20 protein-coding genes and 1 pseudogene are annotated in these 19,343 nt (G+C 72.2%); 11 read left to right on the top strand and 10 right to left on the bottom strand.

What is annotated here, in order from left to right; all coding sequences use genetic code 11:
• Positions 1-15 precede the first annotated feature (15 nt).
• Positions 16-765, bottom strand: a complete 750-nt coding sequence (locus tag ACFW9Z_RS23420; RefSeq protein ID WP_384644042.1) for a transglycosylase SLT domain-containing protein — start codon at positions 763-765, stop codon at positions 16-18.
• Positions 766-1,256: 491 nt separating this feature from the next.
• A complete protein-coding gene (locus ACFW9Z_RS23415; protein ID WP_384644040.1) occupies positions 1,257-2,393 on the bottom strand; it encodes an aminoglycoside phosphotransferase family protein in 1,137 nt (378 codons plus the stop codon).
• Positions 2,394-2,624: 231 nt separating this feature from the next.
• Between ACFW9Z_RS23415 and ACFW9Z_RS23410 the strand changes: the two genes are divergently transcribed.
• The gene (locus ACFW9Z_RS23410) at positions 2,625-4,121 is read left to right on the top strand and encodes a hypothetical protein (RefSeq protein ID WP_384644038.1); all 1,497 of its coding nucleotides are present in this window, start codon (positions 2,625-2,627) and stop codon (positions 4,119-4,121) included.
• Positions 4,122-4,229: 108 nt separating this feature from the next.
• Here the strand turns inward: ACFW9Z_RS23410 and ACFW9Z_RS23405 are convergent, their stop codons facing one another.
• Positions 4,230-5,654, bottom strand: coding sequence for a PP2C family protein-serine/threonine phosphatase (locus ACFW9Z_RS23405; RefSeq protein WP_384644036.1), 1,425 nt, complete (start codon positions 5,652-5,654; stop codon positions 4,230-4,232).
• 362 nt (positions 5,655-6,016) lie between these two features.
• On the opposite strand from ACFW9Z_RS23405, the gene ACFW9Z_RS23400 reads away from it, so the two are divergent.
• A complete protein-coding gene (locus tag ACFW9Z_RS23400; protein WP_384644034.1) occupies positions 6,017-6,277 on the top strand; it encodes a type B 50S ribosomal protein L31 in 261 nt (86 codons plus the stop codon).
• 265 nt (positions 6,278-6,542) lie between these two features.
• On the opposite strand, the gene ACFW9Z_RS23395 is transcribed toward ACFW9Z_RS23400, so the two are convergent.
• Positions 6,543-7,199, bottom strand: a complete 657-nt coding sequence (locus ACFW9Z_RS23395; RefSeq protein WP_384644147.1) for a DUF1275 family protein — start codon at positions 7,197-7,199, stop codon at positions 6,543-6,545.
• Positions 7,200-7,459: 260 nt separating this feature from the next.
• A complete protein-coding gene (locus ACFW9Z_RS23390; RefSeq protein ID WP_384644032.1) occupies positions 7,460-7,960 on the bottom strand; it encodes a tetratricopeptide repeat protein in 501 nt (166 codons plus the stop codon).
• Between the two features lie 145 nt (positions 7,961-8,105).
• On the opposite strand from ACFW9Z_RS23390, the gene ACFW9Z_RS23385 reads away from it, so the two are divergent.
• The 6 genes from ACFW9Z_RS23385 (at position 8,106) to ACFW9Z_RS23360 (ending at position 12,495) form a co-directional block, all read left to right on the top strand.
• A complete protein-coding gene (locus tag ACFW9Z_RS23385; protein ID WP_384644031.1) occupies positions 8,106-8,759 on the top strand; it encodes a VanZ family protein in 654 nt (217 codons plus the stop codon).
• Between the two features lie 213 nt (positions 8,760-8,972).
• Complete coding sequence (locus ACFW9Z_RS23380; protein WP_384644029.1) at positions 8,973-9,767, top strand: DUF4389 domain-containing protein; 795 nt, start codon at positions 8,973-8,975, stop codon at positions 9,765-9,767.
• 82 nt (positions 9,768-9,849) lie between these two features.
• Positions 9,850-10,554 (top strand): DUF4230 domain-containing protein, encoded by a 705-nt coding sequence (locus ACFW9Z_RS23375; protein ID WP_384644027.1) that lies wholly within the window; start codon positions 9,850-9,852, stop codon positions 10,552-10,554.
• A gap of 330 nt (positions 10,555-10,884) precedes the next feature.
• Complete coding sequence (locus tag ACFW9Z_RS23370; protein WP_384644025.1) at positions 10,885-11,400, top strand: lytic polysaccharide monooxygenase auxiliary activity family 9 protein; 516 nt, start codon at positions 10,885-10,887, stop codon at positions 11,398-11,400.
• A 184-nt stretch (positions 11,401-11,584) separates the two neighbouring features.
• A complete protein-coding gene (locus tag ACFW9Z_RS23365) occupies positions 11,585-12,256 on the top strand; it encodes a TNT domain-containing protein (protein WP_384644023.1) in 672 nt (223 codons plus the stop codon).
• 5 nt (positions 12,257-12,261) lie between these two features.
• Entirely contained in the window at positions 12,262-12,495 is a 234-nt protein-coding gene (locus ACFW9Z_RS23360) for a hypothetical protein (RefSeq protein WP_384644021.1), read from the top strand.
• 6 nt (positions 12,496-12,501) lie between these two features.
• Here the strand turns inward: ACFW9Z_RS23360 and ACFW9Z_RS23355 are convergent.
• A pseudogene (locus ACFW9Z_RS23355) lies at positions 12,502-12,630 on the bottom strand (DUF1801 domain-containing protein); the annotation flags it as partial.
• Between the two features lie 106 nt (positions 12,631-12,736).
• Here ACFW9Z_RS23355 and ACFW9Z_RS23350 point away from each other — a divergent pair.
• The 3 genes from ACFW9Z_RS23350 (at position 12,737) to lepB (ending at position 14,653) form a co-directional block, all read left to right on the top strand.
• Entirely contained in the window at positions 12,737-13,246 is a 510-nt protein-coding gene (locus ACFW9Z_RS23350; RefSeq protein WP_384644020.1) for a DUF664 domain-containing protein, read from the top strand.
• Between the two features lie 111 nt (positions 13,247-13,357).
• Positions 13,358-13,669, top strand: a complete 312-nt coding sequence (locus tag ACFW9Z_RS23345; RefSeq protein WP_384644018.1) for a hypothetical protein — start codon at positions 13,358-13,360, stop codon at positions 13,667-13,669.
• A 210-nt stretch (positions 13,670-13,879) separates the two neighbouring features.
• Positions 13,880-14,653 (top strand): signal peptidase I, encoded by a 774-nt coding sequence (gene lepB / locus ACFW9Z_RS23340; protein WP_384644016.1) that lies wholly within the window; start codon positions 13,880-13,882, stop codon positions 14,651-14,653.
• 26 nt (positions 14,654-14,679) lie between these two features.
• Here the strand turns inward: lepB and ACFW9Z_RS23335 are convergent, their stop codons facing one another.
• The 4 genes from ACFW9Z_RS23335 to ACFW9Z_RS23320 form a co-directional block, all read right to left on the bottom strand.
• Complete coding sequence (locus ACFW9Z_RS23335; protein ID WP_384644014.1) at positions 14,680-15,117, bottom strand: protein-tyrosine phosphatase family protein; 438 nt, start codon at positions 15,115-15,117, stop codon at positions 14,680-14,682.
• Between the two features lie 87 nt (positions 15,118-15,204).
• Entirely contained in the window at positions 15,205-17,259 is a 2,055-nt protein-coding gene (locus tag ACFW9Z_RS23330) for a fructose-specific PTS transporter subunit EIIC (protein WP_384644012.1), read from the bottom strand.
• A gap of 159 nt (positions 17,260-17,418) precedes the next feature.
• A complete protein-coding gene (pfkB, locus tag ACFW9Z_RS23325) occupies positions 17,419-18,366 on the bottom strand; it encodes a 1-phosphofructokinase (protein WP_384644010.1) in 948 nt (315 codons plus the stop codon).
• Entirely contained in the window at positions 18,363-19,124 is a 762-nt protein-coding gene (locus tag ACFW9Z_RS23320) for a DeoR/GlpR family DNA-binding transcription regulator (protein ID WP_384644145.1), read from the bottom strand. Before ACFW9Z_RS23320 ends, pfkB begins: the two co-directional genes overlap by 4 nt.
• Positions 19,125-19,343 lie beyond the last annotated feature (219 nt).

Below are 19,343 nucleotides of genomic sequence, written 5' to 3'. Positions count from 1 at the left end.
CGCTCGCCGGGTGGATCAGTAGGCGGAGTCGACGTTGTCGATCGAGCCGTACCGGTCCGCGGCGTAGTTGGCGGCGGCGGTGATGTTGGCGACCGGGTCGGTGAGCTTCTTCGGGGTGCCCTTGACGTGGTACGCGTCGAAGGTCGGCTGGATCACCTGGAGCAGGCCCTTGGAGGGAACGCCGTTGCGCGCGTTGATGTCCCAGTCGTTGACGGCGTTCGGGTTGCCGCTGGACTCGCGCATGATGTTGCGGTGCAGCCCCTCGTAGGAGCCGGGGATGTTCTTCTTCTTCATGATGTCGAGCGACTCGCGTATCCAGCCGTCGAGGTTGTTCTTGTACTGCTTGGGCGCGGCGACGGCCTTGCGCTCGGTGGAACGGTTGGCGGCCTGCTTCTCGGAGCGCGCCTTCTCGGCGGCCTTCTTCGCGGTCGCCTTACGGTCGGCCGCGGCCTTCTCGGCAGCCGCCTTCCGCTCGGCCACGGCCTTCTTCGTCGCGGCTTCCTTGGCGGCGGTCGCCGCGGCGGCCTTGCGCTCGGCGGCGGCCTTCTTCGCGGCGGTCTCCTTGGCGGCGGCCTTCCTGGCCTCGGCCGCCTTCGCCGCGGTGACCTCGGTGGCGGTCTTCTCGGCGGCGACGGAGGACCGGGCCGCGGCGGGCTGTGCGTCGCTCTGCCCGCCGGTCGCGGCGATGGCCGTGACGGAGCCGGCCGCGACGAGCACGGCGGTGGCGAGCTTGTGCGAGCGGGTGATGCGGAGGGTGCGGGGCATGCGTGAGCTCTTCCTGTTGGGGACGGGATCTGCGGCCTGGTACGCCGCGTGAGCAGAGACCGAGGGGGATCGGCTGCCGACCGCCGTGGGCGCTCGTCGCAGGCTCGGTCTCGGTGCTTGCCGGAATCCATGGTTAACGGGCACCCGAACAGGAAGCAATGACCCCATTTACTACCAGTGGTAGGAGGTGGGGTGGAATACGCGCTTTGGGCTTTTCATCGCGCCGCCGGGGAGGCCCCGCACCCACTACCGGAGGTCGTAGGTGACGTGGGTCTCGTGGCGCGCCTCACCCGGGGAGGACCTCCGGATGGCAGTCGGTCAGTGCACGGTCACGGAGGGGTGCCGTTTCCGTGGCGCGGGAAAGCGGCACCGCGCCCCGCCCCCGGAAACAGCACAGCGCGCCGCGGGACCGGTGTGTCGGCACCGGTCCCGCAGCGCGCTTTCCCCGCACAGCGGCTTCTTCACCCGCCCTCTCCAGAAGGCGGGCGTACTCAGCGGGTGCCCACCGCCGCCCGCACGGCCCGGCGCGCCATCGCGCAGTCGTCGTGCAGCCTGCGCAGCAGCAGCCGCTGTTCCTCTCCCGAGGAGAGGACACCCGGCCGGTCCTGGCCCGCGCTCACCGGGGGCGCCTCGCGCATGGTGCGCTGTACGGCCGTCTCGTAGTTACGGATCTCGCGGGTCAGCACCAGCATCAGGTTCACCAGGAACGCGTCCCGCGCGGCCGGCCCGTTGACCTGGGCCAGCTGGCTGATCTGACGGCGCGCCCCGGGGGCGTTGCCGAGCACCGCCCACAGGGTGGCCAGGTCGTAGCCCGGCAGATACCAGCCCGCGTGCTCCCAGTCGACCAGCACCGGCCCGGTCGGTGACAGCAGGATGTTGGAGAGCAGCGCGTCACCGTGGCAGAACTGCCCCATGCCCTGACGGCCGCCCGCGTGGGCCAGACCGTGCAGCAGCTTCTGGAGATCACCGAGGTCACGGTCGGTGAACAGGCCGAGCTCGTGGTAGCGGGAGATCCGCGAGGCGTAGTCGAGCGGCGCCTCGAACACCCCGGGCGGCGGGCGCCAGGCGTTCACCCGGGCGACCGCGCCGAGCGCGGCACGGATGTCGGCCCGGGGCGGAGCCTCCGCCGGATGCCGGGTCAGCGCGGCCACCCGGCCGGGCATCCGCTCGATCACCAGCGTGCAGTTCTCCGGGTCCGCCGCGATCAGCCGGGGCACCCGAACCGGGGGGCGGTGCCGGACGAACGCGCGGTATGCCGCTATTTCGTGCCGGAACCGCTCCGTCCACGCGGGGGAGTGGTCCAGTAAACACTTGGCCACGGCGGTGGCCCGTCCGGTGGTGCCCACGATCAGGACGGACCGGCCGCTGCGCCGCAGCACCTGGACCGGGTTGAACTCGGGGCAGATGCGCTGCACGGAGGCGATGGCCATCCGCACCTGCGCGCCCTGCGGCCCGGAGAGGTCGATTCTTCCGCTGAGGGGCCCAGCGCCCGGTCCCGCCGCCCGCCGGGTCCGGCCCAGGCCCTGCGCCGGTGCGCCGGCGTGGGGGGCGAGATACGGCCCGCCGCCCGTCCCCATGGGACGGAGCGGCCGGGGCGGGGCGGACACGGAGGACGATGCTGTGTACATGGGCGAGACAGATCCCTTCGTGCGCCGACAAGTCACGTGCGCCAACCCGGCCGGCGGCCGTTCGGCACCCTGGGGAGTACCTAGGGCTGCCGGGCGGGGTGGCGCTTTCCTACCTGACACCGGGGCGCGGGTGGCAGACCATCTGGCGGACCCTGGCGAACCCTGGCGAATAGTCACAGCGCATCTGACAGGGGGTTAGTGTCAAGTCAGCCGAGAACCTGGGGGCTTGACGTGACCGGAGAACCCAACACCCGCCTTTCTGACCTGTTCGGCCTGGCCGGCTGGTCCAAGGGCGAACTCGCGAGAATGGTGAACCGGCAGGCGGCGGCCATGGGCCACCCGCAGCTGGCCACCGACACCTCGCGGGTCAGGCGCTGGATCGACATGGGGGAGTCCCCCCGTGATCCCGTGCCCGAAGTGCTGGCAGCCCTGTTCACCGAGCGGCTCGGCCGTGTCGTGACCATCGAGGACCTCGGGTTCGGCCGACGCGGGCGTGTGGGGAAACGGCGTGACTCGGGGACGGAACACGACCCCGACCGACTGCCGTGGGCGCCCGAACGGACGGCAGCGGTCCTCACCGAATTCACGGGAATGGACCTCATGCTCAACCGACGCGGCTTGGTGAGCGCGGGCGCCGCGCTCGCCGCCGGCTCAACCATCGCCGGACCCATGTACGACTGGCTGCACAGCGACCCCGTTCTGGCGGCCGACGCTCCACGCGCCAACGATCCCCAGCACGCCGACCCCGCCGGTCTCGACCGGTACGAGGCCGCGCCCGTGGGCTCCGAGGAGATCGAGGCCCTGGAGCACTCGGTCGAGGTGTTCCGCGCCTGGGACGCCTCCCGGGGCGGCGGACTCCAGCGCAAGGCCGTCGTGGGCCAGCTCAACGAGGTGGGCGGCATGCTCGCCTACCGCCACCCCGACCATCTCCAGCGCCGCCTCTGGGGCGTCGCCGCCAACCTCGCCGTACTCGCGGGCTGGATGTCCCACGACGTCGGCCTCGAACCCACCGCCCAGAAGTACTTCGTCATCGCCGCCCACGCAGCCAGGGAGGGCGGTGACCGGCCGCGCGCCGGGGAGGCGCTCTCCCGCGCCGCACGCCAGATGGTCCACCTGGGCCGCCCCGACGACGCCCTCGACCTGATGAAGCTGGCCAAGTCCGGTTCAGGGGAGGAGACCCTGCCCCGTACCCAGGCGATGCTGCGCACCATCGAGGCCTGGGCCCAGGCGGCGATGGGCCGGGGCCAGGCCATGCGGCGCACCCTCGGTGAGGCGGAGGAGCTCTTCGTCTCGGACAAGGGCGATGTGCCGCCGCCCAGTTGGATGCAGATGTTCGACGAGGCCGATATGCACGGCATGCAGGCCCTTGCGTTCCGCACCCTGGCCGAGCACGACCCGGCGGCCGCGACCATCGCCCAGTACCACGCCAAACAGGCACTGGAGCTGCGGGTCAACGGACGTCAGCGGTCCAAGCTCTTCGACCACATCTCGCTCGCATCGGCCTGCTTCATCGCCAACGACCCCGAACAGGGCGACCGGTACGCCCGGCTCGCCCTGGTGTCGATGGGGGAGACCTCCTCGCACCGCACCTGGGACCGGCTGCGCGAAATGTACCGGCTCACCGGCCAGTTCGCGGGTTACGCCAAGATCCAGGACCTCCGCGAGCAGATCGAGCTCTCACTGCCGCAGAGCCCGGTCGCCAAGAAGGTCAGGGGCGCCCAGGCCTGACCCCGTACACCCGCATTCGCCGGCGGAGGCCGTAACCGCCCGCGATCCTATGCCGCCCTGACACTCCGGCAGGTCTGCCCACACACCGTCCCGCGCGCACGCGCTCCCTCATGCCCCGACACGGGCCACCAGCACACACGCGTCGTCCAGCCGTTCGGTCCCGCCGAACTCCTCGACCACACCCCGTACGCACTCCTGTGCCGTACGGGCCTGTGCGAACCGGGAGGCGAGGGCGAGCAGCGCCTCCGGGCCCGCACCCCGGTCGCCGCGCCGCGTCAGGCCGTCCGTGTGCAGCACCAGCACGTCACCGGGGAGGAGGCGTACCTCGTCCTGCTCGTGCGCGACCGGGGACGCGGCACCGAGCAGCACCCCGTCCGGGGACGGCAGTACGCGTCCCGTTCCGTTGCGGAAGAGCAGCGGTGCGGGGTGTCCGGCCTGTGCCCAGGAGAGGGTGCCGGTCGCCGGGTCGAAGAGGCCGCACAGGGCGCTGCCCAGGGCGGGCCGCACCGACGTTTCGAGGAGGTGGTCGAGGTGGCCCATCAGGGCGCCCGGCTCGATACCGGCGACGGCCATGCCTCGCAGCGCGCCGACCGTCATGGCCAGGGCCGGGGTCGCGGGGATCCCGTGCCCGGCCAGTTCGCCGACGGTCAGCAGGGTCCGGCCGTCCGGCAGCTCCATCGCGTCGTACCAGTCGCCCCCGATGGGGCCGCTGGAGGCGGAAGGGAGGTGGTGGGCGGCGATGTCCAGGGCGCCGGGGCGCTGCTGCGGGAGCCGTAACACACCGCGCCACGGCGGCGGAACGGGTTCCTGGAGCTCCACGGCCGTCCGGTGCTCCGCGCGTTCCACGTGCTCGTCGTGGTGTGGCGCATCCGAGCCGCGCCCTGCGTTCCCCTCGTCGCGCCCCGGCTCGCCGACCTCCCGCAGGACGGCCCACATGGAGGCGGTGCAGCCCTCGGTGTCGAGGACCGGCTCGCCCGCCATGTGCAGCGTGCGCACCCGGCCGTCCGGGAGCACGATACGGAACTCCCCGTCCATGGGGCTCCCGTCGACGAGGCAGCCGGTCACCATGGAGGTGAGCCGTGGCTGGTCCTCGGGCAGGAGCACCGACGGCAGGTCGTCCAGGGAGAGCGGCGGTGAACCGGGCGGGCGGCCGAAGATCTCGTACAGCTCGTCGGACCAGCTCACCTCGTCGGTGAGGAGATTCCATTCGGCGGTGCCCGACCTGCTCTGCGGAGAACCGTCCGCCGGGCCGTCCGGGACCATGCCGCCGTCCCCGGCGGTGGAGCGCTGGGCCGGCAGACCGGCCCTGAGCTGCCCCAGATGCCGGTCCAGGTCGTCGAGGTGCTGGACGGCCAGATCGAACAGTGCGCGCTGCCGCCGTGCCTGGGGGCCGTCCTCGTCGGTCGCCACCGCGCTCCGCCCGACGGCGTCCACGTCCCCGCGCAGCTCACGCGTGCGGTGGATCAGGGCGTCGACGGCATCGTGCGCGGGGGGCTGAGGTGCGGGGCGGTCCGCGAACAGATGGGACGGCATCTCGTACTCCGATACAGGCGCGGCACGGCCGGGTCTCAGGGGTGGACCGCTATCGACTGTCGCACAGGCTGCGGCAGCCCGTAAGGGATTCGGCAACACTCGATGAGAGGTTGCTTCTGGCATATGCCAGCGGCTCGGTGGAGTGAGGGTCGCCCCGAACGGGCGTACGCATGCGGGGTGTTGGCCTACCTCTGTGGCAGATGCCAGTCCAGGGGGCGGGTCGGGAATGCCGAGGGGGTGGGGCGCGTTACCCCACCAGAACGAAAACGAATCCCATTTCCGTTCGGGATTCGGGTGCGCCGCTCCGTTCGGGGTTCGTGCGCGCCGCCGCCACCGCATCGGCAGCAGGAAGGAACGCATCCATGAAGCCTCGTATCCACCCCGTCTCCCGCCCCGTGGTCTTCCGCGATCGTGCTGCGGGCGCCGCCTTCCTGACCCGCTCGACCGCCGACTCCGGCGAGCGCGTGGCCTGGGGGGACGGCAACACCTACCCCGTCATCGACGTGGAGACCTCGTCGGCGAGCCACCCGTTCTACACCGGGGGCCGCCAGGTACTCGATGCGGCGGGCCGCGTCGAGCGGTTCCGTCGCCGTTACGGCACCGATGGGGCGTCCGGGAACTGACCGCGTCGCCGGTGGCCGAAGGTGTCACCGACGCCGGTCGCCGTAGCCGAAGTCGGCGCCGAGGGCGGAACCGGGAATTCCGTGCCGTGGATCACATCCATGGGGCGGGTTCCCGGGAACACTCCAAGATGGTTTATCGTTCATCTATACGTGGGTGTGAGGGGGATCGTGTCCCCGGGCCTCACCGACAGCCCATGGGGAACATCGCACAGCCGAAGCCCCATGGAGTTCCTCGCCGAGAGGCGACCGCCCTTCATTCCCGCACTCAAGCCGCCCCGGCTGGATTCCCCCGATCCGGCCGGGGCTTCCTCTTGCCCGGCCGCCGCCGCCCACCTCCGCGCGGCACGGTTTCGAGGGCCAGTGCCCCCGCCGCCAGAACCACCGCACCCAGGGCGGCCCCGGGGCTCCACCACCGCTCCGCCAGAGCCGCGAGCGCCGCCCCGGCCACCACCGCCGCCAGCCTGCCCAGCACCCAGACGTCACCCGGCTCCAGCTCCCGCGCCGCCGCGCGGCCCGCGAGTGAGGTGAGGGTCCCGGTGAAGTAGTTCGTCGGTGTCACCCGGACACGGCCCTGGATGCCCATGGCCAGCGCCACCAGGGCCAGCAGCCCGAGCCGGTCCCCGTACGACGTGACGAGACCCAGCCCCCAGAACGCGGCCGCCGCCCCGAGCAGGACGACCTCGGCCGCCAGCATCACCCCGGTCCGCAGCCCGAACCGCCCCGTCATCAGCGCACCGGACGCGGCCCCGCAGGCGTACGCCGCCAGGGCGGTGACCACCCGCAGCGCCACACCGTCCTCGCCCGCTCCGGCGGCCGAGGCCCCCAGCAGAACCAGGTTCCCGGTCATCACCCCCGCGAAGACCTGGCCCACACAGAGGAAGGCGAACGCGTCCGCCGCCCCGGAAGCCGCGGACAGGAACAGCAGCGCCCACGCACCGCGCCGAGGAACCGCGTCAGCCCCCGGCACGGCGGAAGAAGAGGAGGGAGGGGAGGAGGAAGGCGGGGGAGCGGAGTGCACGCGAGCATTCTCGGTACGCCCGCGCCACGGCACCGCGACCGGCCGCCACCGTGGCGCGTCGCGACCCGGCGCACTCGGTCACGCGAGCCGGTGGCCCCCCCGGGGGCACACGGGCCGACGCTCCCAGCCTTGCCCACCCCTCCACCACCCCCCCCGCCCCCTGCTCACATCGTTTCGTTGAGGTCCTTCGCGTAGTGCTCGATGGCCGACCGGTACTCCTGCACGTGCCGGTCGTCACTGGTCGACGCCACCAGCCGTAGCAGCAGCTGCATGGCCTCGTGGTGCTCGTCCGTGTTGAACAGGGCCATCGCCAGGAACGTCTGCATCGCCCCGTCGTCCGGGAACTCCTCGATGCCCCGGCGCAGGGTCTCCACGGCCTGCCCGTACCGCCCCAGCACCCGGTAGGTGCTGCCGAGCCCCAGCAGTGCCCCCCGCCGGTCCTCCGCCCCGAGCCCCGTCCCCGCCAGGCTGCGTTCGTAGTACGCCACCGCCTCGCTCTCCAGGCCCAGCACGTCATGGATCCACGCGGTCCGGTAGGCCACCTCCGCGTCGTCGGGGAAGCGGGCGGTCAGGGCGAGCAGCCGCTCGCGCGCCTCCCCGGCCCGCCCCTCCTCGCGCAGCCGGTCGGTCTCGGCCAGCAGGTCCTTCTTCTCACGTGCGCTCATGCGCCCATCGTCGCAGGCTCCACCGGGCGGCAGACGATATTCGAGGTCCGGATCCTCGCCCGGGTGTTTTCCGCTCCGGCGGGGGCATCCGTCCGCCATGACTGCCGAGACGAAACCCCGTACGCGACAGGGGACATGGAGACGCGTGCTGCTGAGGGTGAGCGTCCTGACGGTGGTGCTGCTGGGGCTGGTGGCGTTCTCCGTCTTCCTGGCCAAGGTGACGCTCACGCCCTCACCGGCCTCCGAGGACCTCGTCACATCGAACCTGCGGCCGGGCCGGTCGCTGCGCCAGTACGCCGAGGACTACACCTTCCTCGCCGCGTGCAAACAGGCGGGCGGAAACCTGCTGCTCGGCGTGCCCTTCGGGCTGCTGCTGCCGTTCATCGTGCCGCGCCGCCTGCGGATGATCAGCATGACGCTGCTGACCGTCGCCGTCATGGCCGTCGTGGAGCTGGTCCAGGGCGCCCTGATCACGGGGCGCGCCTTCGACATCGACGACGTCATCCTCAACACGGCGGGAGCCCTGCTCGGCTACTTGCTGCTGGGGCGCCGGATCAGCCACCGCTACCACGCGTACGCGCATCCCCCGCGGGTCACGGAGGAGAAGCCCGCGCCGGAGCCGAAGTCCGAGGCGACGACGGCAGCCTCCCGGACGAGGGCGAAGACCCCGGCCAGGACGGGAACGAAGCCCCCGGCAGACATCGGGACGAAGGCCAGGGGTTCAGGCGGGCGTCCTACCGGCGACGGCGAAAAGCCCGGCTCCGGGCGTGCCCTGCTGGACCGGCTCCGCAGGCGCTGACCGCGAGGGCTCGGGCTCACCGGAGCAGGGGGAGGGGCAGAGCAAAAGGAGCAGGAGCAGGAACAGGGGCAACAGGAGCAGCGGCAGGGCGAGGGGCAAAGGGCGTCCACTCGTTCGGGCCGTGGCCGTTTGCGGGCCGCCCCGTCCGGCCGCAGCGTGGGGACACGTCCTGCGCGCGGATGCCGTACGGACCCCCTGCCGAGGAGGCGCGACATGGCCGACGGCCGATGGAGCCCGGGCCGCAAGGAGGCCGACGCCGACGAGTTCCGGCCCGTCCTCGACATCATCGAGCCGGGCCGTCAGCGACGGCTGACGGTGCTGGTGCGACTGCTGCTTCTGATCCCCCACTTCATCGTGCTGTTCTTCCTGCACATCGCGGCCTTCTTCGCCGTGATCGTGGGCTGGTTCGCCGCCCTGGTGCTGGGACGGCTGCCCGATCCCGTCTTCCGCTTCCTCGCCGGGTTCCTCGGCTACGACATGCGTGTGTCGGCGAGCCAGATGCTGCTGATCGACCGCTACCCGCCCTTCGCCCTGACCCCGCCGCCGGACTACCCGGTCCAGATCGACGTACGACCCACCCAGCTCAACCGGCTGGCAGTCCTGTTCCGGGTCTTCCTGATGATCCCGGCGGCGGTCGTGCAGAGCCTCGCGGTCTACGGGTGGTGGGTCCTGGCCTTCGTGTGGTGGCTGATCACGCTGGTCCTGGGCCGGATGCCACGCCCCCTGTTCGAGGCGACGGCGGCCACCCTGCGCTACCGGATGAGGTTCTCCTCGTACGTCATGATGCTCACCCCCGCCTACCCCAAGGGGCTCTTCGGGGACGACGACCTCGCCGTGTCGCAGGGGCACTCCGCCAGCGCCACCCGGCCGCTGGTCATGAGCAGCGCCGGGAAATGGCTCGTGGTGCTGTTCCTGGTGCTCGGCCTCGCGGGCCACATCACCACACCGGTCACCACCACCACGATGACCTCCGACGACGACACCGTGAGGGTCTCCGGCCGTCCCTAGGGTCTCTGCGCTCGCGTACCTCAACTGGCCCATTTCACACGGGAGACGGGTTGAAAGCCCGGCGGCGGGTCACACGGAGTCCATGACGTCCAGCGACGCGACCACGGATCACGCCCCGCAGAGCGGGAAGAAGCGCACCCCCCGCCGGGGCCGGGGGGTGCTGGCGGTTCTCGGCATCGGCGTGGCCGTCCTGGCCCTGCTGTTCGCGGGTGGCAGGCTCAGCCTCCTGCCGGGCCTCGACAGCCTCTTCGGGGAGAAGACCCACGACCGGTCCGGCCCCGCGCTCCTCAAGTCGATCCAGGACATGAGCGCGTACGAGGCGGCATCGGGCAACTTCCAGGTCGTCGTCGACCTGGAGAGGGACGCGAAGTTCCTGCCCGACGGGATACGCGGCACCCGGACCCTCTTCGTCGGCGCGGGCACCGTCGGGGCCTCCGTCGACCTGGGGAAGGTCACCGAGAGCGAGGTCGTCGTCAACGAGGACCGCACGGTCGCCGAGATCCGGCTGCCGCGCGCGGTGCTGGGCAAGCCCGCGCTGGACCCGGACCGCTCCTACACCGTCTCCAAGCAGCGCGGACTCCTCGACCGGCTCGGCGACTTCTTCTCCGACAACCCGAGCAGTGAGCAGGCGGTCAACCAGCTGGCCGTCCGGCACATCGGCGAGGCGGCGAAGGAGAGCGGGCTGACCGCCCGCGCCGAGAAGAACACGGCCGACATGCTGAAGGGGCTGCTCGGCTCCCTCGGCTTCGAACGCGTCACGGTCCGCTACGGCGGCGAGCAGGGGTGACGAGCAAGGGCGACGCCCCCCACGGCGACGCCCCCCGGCGACGACCAGGGATGATGGCCCCCCACGGCCGGGCGCGGTGACGATACGTCGCGGTTCCCGCCCGGTCGGCGCCTCGACGGCCCCTCCCGCAGCTCCCTTGACGCGTACGCGACGGTGAGTATGGTCTAGGCCAAGTGCAAGGCCTTTCCGGTACCGGTCATCCGGCCTGTCCGGCAAGGGACTTGCAGCCCTTCGCGCCTCGTAGGCCCCACACTCGCGAGGCCTCGCCGTCGAAGCCGGGTCCCCCACGGCCCGCCACCGCGCGGTGCGGTCTCATGTGAAGGAGACAGCATGCACGCGAAAAGGAAGACCGCACTCGCCGTCGGTGCCGTCCTCGCCCCGGTTCTCGCCCTGAGCCTCCCGGCGGGCTCCGCCCATGCCCACGGCTACATCTCCGACCCGCCCAGCAGGCAGGCGCAGTGCGCCGCCGGTACGGTCAGCTGTGGATCGATCAGCTACGAACCGCAGAGCGTCGAGGGCCCCAAGGGGCTCAGCAGTTGCAGCGGCGGGAACAGCGGATTCGCCGAGCTCGACGACGACTCCAAGGGGTGGGCGGTCACCCCGGTGAACCGCTCGCAGCAGTTCGAGTGGAGGCTCACCGCCCGCCACGCCACCAGCACCTGGCAGTACTTCGTCGGCGGCGAGAAGATCGCCGAGTTCGACGACGGCGGCGCCCAGCCCGGCGCGACCGTCACCCATCAGGTCGACTTCGGCAGCAAGACCGGTCAGCAGAAGGTCCTCGCGGTCTGGAACATCGCGGACACCCCGAACGCCTTCTACGCCTGCATCGACGTCAATGTGAGCTGACCGCAGGTTCTGTTCCCTCCACCGCGCCCCGGCCGGGCCCGTGCTCCTCCCGGCCGGGGCACGGTGCTGTTCCGGGCCGGTCCGGCCTGGCCGGAAAGCGGCATGGCGCAAACGCTCCAGGTAGCCGAGCGGTTACCCTTCGTCAGCTGTCTGATTGATCATCAGTGCTTGAGGGGATTCCTGAATGAACCGTATGCGTACCGTACTTGCCGCGCTCGGCATCACCGCCGGACTGATCACCGGCCCCGCCGCGAGTGCCGCCCCGAAGCCCGACGCCCCCGTCGCCGCCGAGCGGCACGCACCCTGCACCGGCGAATACCGCGGCGACGCCCGGCTCGGCCCGAAGTGGCTGCCGAACAACCGGCTGGCCCCGGTCGGCCCGCTCCTGAAGGGCTACCAGCGCACCGGAGACCTCTCCCCGCAGGCCTTCCTCAAGAAGTACTGGGAGGGGCCCGCGGACACCGGAAGCTGGAAGTACCCGCCCAACGACGGCTTCGGCGAGGTCAACGGGGAGATCGACAAGGAGCCCGCCAAGCTCCGCCCCGGCCAGCGGCTGGACCGGTTCGGCTCGGAGTACGGCGCCTACCTGGCCCCGGCCGGTGACGCCTACGCCGAGCGTGCGCTGCCCCCGCAGAACCTCAACACCCGTGAGGCGGCGACCCCCTGCGACTACCGCGTCTACAAGGTGGCGAAGCCCTTCTGGGTCTGGCAGGGCAGCATCGCCCCGTGGTTCGAGCAGCCCGGCGGCGGCCAGCAGATCAAGCTCGACCCCGTCTTCCTGAACCCGGGCGAGGGCGAGCGGCTGAACGTGAAGTGGCTGCTGGACCACGGCTACCTCACGGCCGCGGGCGCGTAGTAACCGTGGACCGTCAGGCGCTGCACGCCGCACTCGTGGAGGCCCGGATCCCCGGCGGCTACTACCGGATCGAAGGCGTCCACGAACCGGCCCCCACCCCGCCCGACTTCCTCTTCGTGCGGCGGGCGGCGGACGGCGGGTGGGAGACCGGCGCGTACGAACGCGGCCGGGACGAGGTCCTCGCCCGCCATCCGGACGAGGCCGCCGCCTGCGCCCATCTGCTGCGGCTGCTCGTCTGACGCTCCTCAGCGGACGGGGCCCCGGGCGGCCGCCGTGGCCCGGAGGAGATCTCGTACGAGAGTGAAGTCGATCCTCTCCGGGCCGCGGAGGCGCAGACACCTCTTGCCCAGGTCATGGCTGGCCGGCCGGCTGGCCGGCCGGCTGGCCGGTCGGCGAACGCGCCCCGCAGCCCGACGCCCCGGCGGTGGCGCGCGTGTGTCGGAGCGGACTTCCCCGGCCACGGGAGGTGAAGGTGAACGGATGAACAGTGCAGGCATGCTGGCCGAGGCGTTCGACCGGGTCAGGGAAGCGGTCCACGCGGCGGCCGAGGGGCTCTCGCCCGACGACCTCAACGCCCGGCTCGACGACGGGGCGAACTCGATCTCCTGGCTCCTGTGGCACCTCACCCGGATCCAGGACGACCACATCGCCGACGCCGCCGGGACCGGCCAGGTCTGGCTCACCAAGGGCTGGGCCGAGCGCTTCGGGCTCCCGTTCGACGAGACGGCGACCGGCTACGGGCACAGCGGCGACGAGGTCGCCGCCGTCCGCGTCGACTCCGCCGAACCGCTCCTCGGCTACTACGACGCCGTCCACGAGGAGACCCTCGCCTTCATCCACGGACTGGACGGCCGCGCCCTCGACCGGATCGTCGACGAGGCGTGGTCGCCCCCGGTCACCCTGGGCGTCCGGCTGATCAGCGTCGTCGCCGAGGACCTCCAGCACGCGGGCCAGGCAGCGTTCGTCAGGGGTGTGCTGGAGCGCGCGTGAGACGGTGCGGCGGACGAGGCGCCGCCGCACCCCGTGCACCCGCCCGACGGCAGTGCGATACTCGGAAGAAGTCCGCCGCAGAGGCTTGTCATTGTCCGAAAGGCGACGCGTATGAGCTGGGCATCGTGGACGACCAGCAGTGTCTACGCGGGAACCGGCGGAGTCCGTACCGAAGAAGCCGGCATCCTGAGCGGAGACCTCACGGTGCACACGACGTGGTCGGACGGCCAGGCGTCGGTGGCCGTGCAGTACAGCGGCTCGTCGGACTGGTTCACCCTGGCGGGCAGCCCCGTGCCGTGCGCCTCCGAGGAGGAGAGCCGCGCCTTCCACCAGAGCGTGGTCGAGGCCGTACGCGCCGGAGCGGGAGCCACGGTCCCGCCGGACGGCACCGCCCCCGCCGGACCGCCCGCACCCGCCTCCTGACCTCCCCGCCGCACCCCGTCCCACGGAGTCCGCCGCACCCCGTCCCACGGAGTCCGCCGCACCCCGTCCCCCGGAGTCCGGCCGGGAGCCACGACCGGAGTCCGGCCGGGAGCCGCGACGCGCCGCATCCGTCGCGCCCCATAGAGTGACCCGACAAGATCCGTTCCCCACCGGGGCGGAGGTGCGGGACACGGGGCGAGGAGCGGTGTGATGGCGCGTGCGGGCGGACGGCGGGCGGGCACGAGGAAACACCGGCCGTTCTGGGTGGAACTCCCGCTGCTCATCGGGATCGCCCTGGTCCTGGCCCTGCTCATCAAGACCTTTCTCCTCCAGGCCTTCTCCATCCCGTCGGACTCGATGCAGAACACCCTTCAGAAGGGCGACCGGGTCCTCGTCGACAAGCTGACCCCGTGGTTCGGATCCGAACCGGAACGGGGTGAGGTGATCGTCTTCCACGACCCGGCGGGGTGGCTCGACGATCTGCCCGTCGACCCGCCCAACACCGTGCAGAAGGTGCTCAGTTTCGTCGGCGTGATGCCGTCGGCCGAGGAGAAGGACCTGATCAAGCGGGTGATCGGCGTCGGCGGCGACACCGTGGAGTGCGCGGGCGACGGACCGGTGAAGGTCAACGGCAAGGCGCTGGACGAGCCCTATGTGTTCCCCGGCAACACCCCGTGCAGCAACGACGCCAAGGGCACCTTCAAGGTCACCGTCCCGCCGGACCGGCTCTGGGTGATGGGCGACCACCGCCAGGCGTCCTCGGACTCCCGCTACCACAGCGACGACCGGAACAACGGCATGGTCCCGGTGGACGAGGTCGTCGGCCGCGCCGTCGTCATCGCCTGGCCGGTCAGCCGCTGGAGCAGCCTCCCCGTCCCGGACACCTTCTCCACCGTGGCCGGGGCGGCGCTCCTCCCGGGATCGGCGGCCGTGGCCGCCGCCGTCCCGCTCCTCCTGCTGCGCCGCCGCCGGGCCCTGCACTGACGGCGGCCACCGGCCGGAGCGTCACATCACCCCAGCGGCTCGAACTTCCGTACATAGCGGCGCTGCCACGGCGTCTCCACGGCCCTCGGGTGGTACCCGCTGCGCACGAACGCCACCGCGTCCTCAGCGGGGACCCCGTCCAGTACGGCCAGACAGGCCAGCGCCGTCCCGGTCCGCCCGATCCCGCCCCCGCAGGCCACCTCGACCCGCTCGTCGGGGGCCCGCCGCCACGCCTCCTCCAGCAGCTCCCGGGCCTGCTGCCGGTCCGACGGAAGCCGGAAGTCCGGCCACCGCAGCCACCGCGACTCCCAGCCGGCCGGGGAGGGCGCATGCCCCAGCAGATAGACGGCGAACTCCGGCTCCGGGCCCTCGGGCAGAGGCCTGCGGAGCCCCCGACCTCGTATCAGGCGCCCGGAGGGCAACGTCAGCACGGCCCGGTCGGCCGCATCCCAGCTCTCGGTCATGCCCTCAATCTAGCGACCGGGAGCGGGGCGGACGTACGGAATGGGGCACATGATCGGATCATGTGCCCCATTCCGTGAGCGCGACCGTCAGGCGGTGGCGCCGACCCGGGCCCCGGCGGCCGTGGTCTCCGTCTCCCCGGCCGGGACCGCCGCCGTCCGGCGGGCCCCCTTGAGCAGGACGACCAGAGCGGTCGCCACAAGGGTGCCCGCGGCGATCGCCAGCAGGTAGAGGAACGGTTCACCGATCAGCGGTACGACGAAGACGCCGCCGTGCGGAGCGCGCAGGGTGCACCCGAAGGCCATCGACAGCGCACCCGTGACCGCGCCGCCCGCCATCACCGACGGGATCACCCGCAGCGGGTCGGCGGCGGCGAACGGAATGGCGCCCTCCGTGATGAACGAGGCACCCAGCACCCAGGCCGCCCGGCCGTTCTCCCGCTCGGTCTTCGTGAACAGCTTCTTGCGTACGGTGGTAGCGAGGGCCATCGCCAGCGGCGGGACCATCCCGGCCGCCATGACCGCGGCCATCACCTTGAGGCTGCCGTCGGTCGGATCGGCGAGACCGCCGACCGCGAAGGCGTACGCCACCTTGTTCAGCGGGCCGCCCATGTCGAAGCACATCATCAGGCCCAGGACGACACCCAGGATGACCGCGTTGGTGCCCGACAGCCCCTTCAGCCACTCCGTCAGGGCGCTCTGGAGCGCGGCGATCGGCTGGCCGACCACGACGAACATCAGGAACCCGACGACCGCCGACGCGATCAGCGGGATCACCAGCACCGGCATGATCCCGCGCAGCGTGGCATGGACCGGGACCCGCTGGATGGCCATCACCACCGCACCGGCCAGCAGACCGGCGACCAGACCGCCGAGGAACCCCGCCTTCACGGTCAGCGCGATCGCCCCGCCGACGAAGCCGGGCACCAGCGCGGGACGGTCCGCCATCCCGTACGCGATGTACCCGGCCAGCACCGGCACCAGGAAGCCGAAGGCGGCGGAGCCGATCTGGTTGAGCAGCGCGGCCCAGCTGTCCGCCTGACCCCAGACGAAGTGGTCGGCCACCGACTTGGCGTCCGCGATCTCGTAGCCGCCGATGGCGAACGACAGGGCGATCAACAGACCGCCCGCCGCGACGAACGGCACCATGTAGCTGACGCCGGACATCAGATACGTACGCAACCGGACGCCGAAGTGCGCACTGCCCGCACCGGATCCGCTGTCCGCACCGGTCTCCGGCCCGTCCCCGCCCTTCGGTACGGCGGCGATCTCACCGCGCTCCGCCTTGCGGCGGGCCTCGGCGATCAGCTCGGCGGGCCGGTTGATGCCCGCCTTGACCCCGACGTCCACGAGCGGCTTGCCCCGGAAGCGGGCCTTCTCCCGCACCTCCACGTCGTGCGCCCAGATGACCGCGTCGGCGGCGGCGATCACGGCCGGGTCCAGCTTGCTGAACCCGGCCGATCCCTGGGTCTCCACCGTCACCTCGACGCCCTCGGCACGGCCCGCCGCCGTCAGGGACTCGGCGGCCATGTAGGTGTGGGCGATGCCGGTGGGACAGGAGGTGACGGCGACGATCCGAAAGGGGACGTCGTCCGGGTCGGGGGAGGCCGTTCCGGCCTGCTCCGTGACGTCGTCGGCCGCCGGTATCGCCGCCGCCGAGTCCTCCGTTTCCGGCGAGGGCTCCTCGGAAGGTCGCTCGCGCGGTTCCTCGCCCCGGATCAGCCCGGCGACCGTGCCCGGGTCGTCCGCGGAGCGCAGGGCTGCGGTGAACTCCGGGTCCATCAGCCGACGGGCCAGGGCCGACAGGATGGTCAGGTGGTCGTCGTCCGCCCCGGCCGGGGCCGCGATGAGGAAGATCAGGTCGGCGGGACCGTCGGCCGCGCCGAAGTCGATGCCCCGGGCGCTGCGCCCGAAGGCCAGCGTCGGGGCGCTCACATGTTCGCTCCGGCAGTGCGGGATCCCGATCCCGCCGTCGAGGCCCGTCGGCATCTGCGCCTCGCGGGCGGCGACATCGGCCAGGAAGCCGTCCAGGTCGGTGACGCGGTGCGCGGCCACCATCCGCTCGGCGAGCGACCTCGCGGCGGCGTCCTTCGTTTCGGCGGACAGATCGAGGTCGACCAGTTCCGCGGTGATCAGCTCACTCATCGCGGTGCTCCTTGCTCGGGGGACCGCCCTGCGGCGGCTCGGGGGACGTGGGGCGGCGGGCTCGTTCGGACGGGGGCCACGGGGGCGGGGGCTGCGGCGGTCATGAGGGGGCAGGACATTCAGGGGGATTCAGCAGGATCCACGGGCGTTGAGGGGCTCTCATGGGGCGGGCTCCGTCAGCGGGCGGCCCACGGGGACCTCGGCGCTGGTCACGACCGCCGACAGGTCCACATCGCCCGGGGTGGGCATGAGGCTCCCCGCCAGCTGTACCGCCGCCGCGCCATGGGCGACGGCCGAGGCCAGCGCCCCGGGACCCTGTCCGCCCGCCGTCAGGAAGCCGGCGAGGGAGGCGTCCCCGGCGCCGACATTGCTGCGTACGGTCTCGACCCGGGCGCTCGCGAAGTACGCGCCCGACGCCTCCACCAGCAACTGCCCGTCGGCGCCCAGGCTGGCCAGCACCGAGCGGGCACCGAGCCCGCGCAGCTCCTCGGCGGCCTTGAGCACGTCGCCCACCGTGGCGAGCGGGCGGCCGACGGCCTCGGCGAGCTCCTGGGCGTTGGGCTTGATCACATCGGGGCCCTCCCGGAGCGCGGCGGTCAGCGCCGCACCGGAGGTGTCCAGCGCGATCCGCGCCCCGGCCCGGTGGCTCCGGGCGACCAGCTCCGCGTACCACTCCGGCGGCAGCCCGCGCGGCAGACTTCCGCAGCACGCGATCCAGTCGGCGGAGGCGGAGCGGGTCCGCACGGCCTCCAGGACGTCCTCCGCCTCGGCGGCGCTGAGCTCGGGTCCGGCGGCGTTGATCTTGGTGAGGGTGGAGTCGGGTTCGACGAGGGTGACGTTGATCCGGGTGCTGCCGGTGACCTGCACCCCGGCGGCCTCGATGCCGTGCTCACCGAGGAGCCGGGCGAGCAGTGCGCCCTCCGGCCCGCCCATCGGGGCGACGGCGACCGTGCGGTGCCCGGCCGCCGCGACCGCGCGGGAGACGTTGATGCCCTTGCCGCCGGGGTCGACACGGTCCGCCGTGGCGCGCAGCACGGTGCCCCGGACCAGGTCCGGCAGCTCGTAGGTGCGGTCCAGGCTCGGGTTGGGGGTGACGGTGAGGATCATGCGCGTACTACTTCCGTGCCCCGGCTCTCGATGGAGCGGGCGTCGTCGGGGCTGAGGCCCGTGTCGGTGATGAGCAGGTCCACATCGGTGAGGTCGCCGAAGCGGGCGAAGTGCTGCTGCCCGAACTTGCCCGAGTCGGCGAGCAGGACGACCCGGCGGGCGGCCTTCACCACCGCGCGCTTGACGGCCGCCTCGGCGAGGTCGGGCGTGGTGAGGCCGCTGCCGGGCGCGAAGCCGTTGGTGGCGAGGAAGACGACATCGGCGCTGATCTCCGCGTACGAGCTGAGCGCCCAGGCGTCGACCGCCGCCCGCGTCCGGTGCCGGACCCGGCCGCCGACCAGGTGCAGCGCGATGCCGGGGTGGTCGGCCAGGCGGGCGGCCACCGGCAGCGCGTGCGTCACCACGGTCAGCGAGGCGTCGACGGGGACGGCCGCGGCGAGCCGGGCCGTCGTGGTCCCGGCGTCGATGATCACGTTGCCGTCCGCCGGGAGCTCGGCGAGCGCCGCCTGTGCGATGCGGTCCTTCTCGTCGGCGGCCACGGCGTCGCGCTCGGCGAGGTCCGGCTCGAAGTCGAGCCGCCCGACCGGGATGGCGCCGCCGTGCACCCGGCGCAGCAGCCCCGCCCGGTCGAGCGCCTTGAGGTCGCGCCGGACGGTCTCGGCGGTCACCTGGAACTGCTCGGCCAGGGAGAGCACATCGACCCGGCCGCTCTCCTGGGCCAGGCGGAGGATCGCCTGCTGACGCTCCGGTGCGTACATGTGGTTTCGTATCCGTTTCATGCCCGAGTCTGTGGTTTCGCGCTCAGATTACGTTCGGGGTTCGGGAATGTAAACACATTCGGGCGAGAAGTGGGCATGAACGGATAGGAGGTCGGGGCATACGTCGGCGGGGGGGCGGCCGGGGCAGGGGGGCCCCCCCCGGCGGCCACCGCCCCCCGCCCACCCGGCCAGCCCCCCCCCACAGACCCCGGCGGGCAC

Origin of the sequence: Streptomyces sp. NPDC059452 (assembly GCF_042750035.1) — a bacterium.
In the GTDB taxonomy this organism is placed as follows: Bacteria; Actinomycetota; Actinomycetes; order Streptomycetales; family Streptomycetaceae; genus Streptomyces.
Note: the sequence above shows the minus strand (reverse complement) of the source record. Positions and strands in the feature narration are given on the sequence as shown.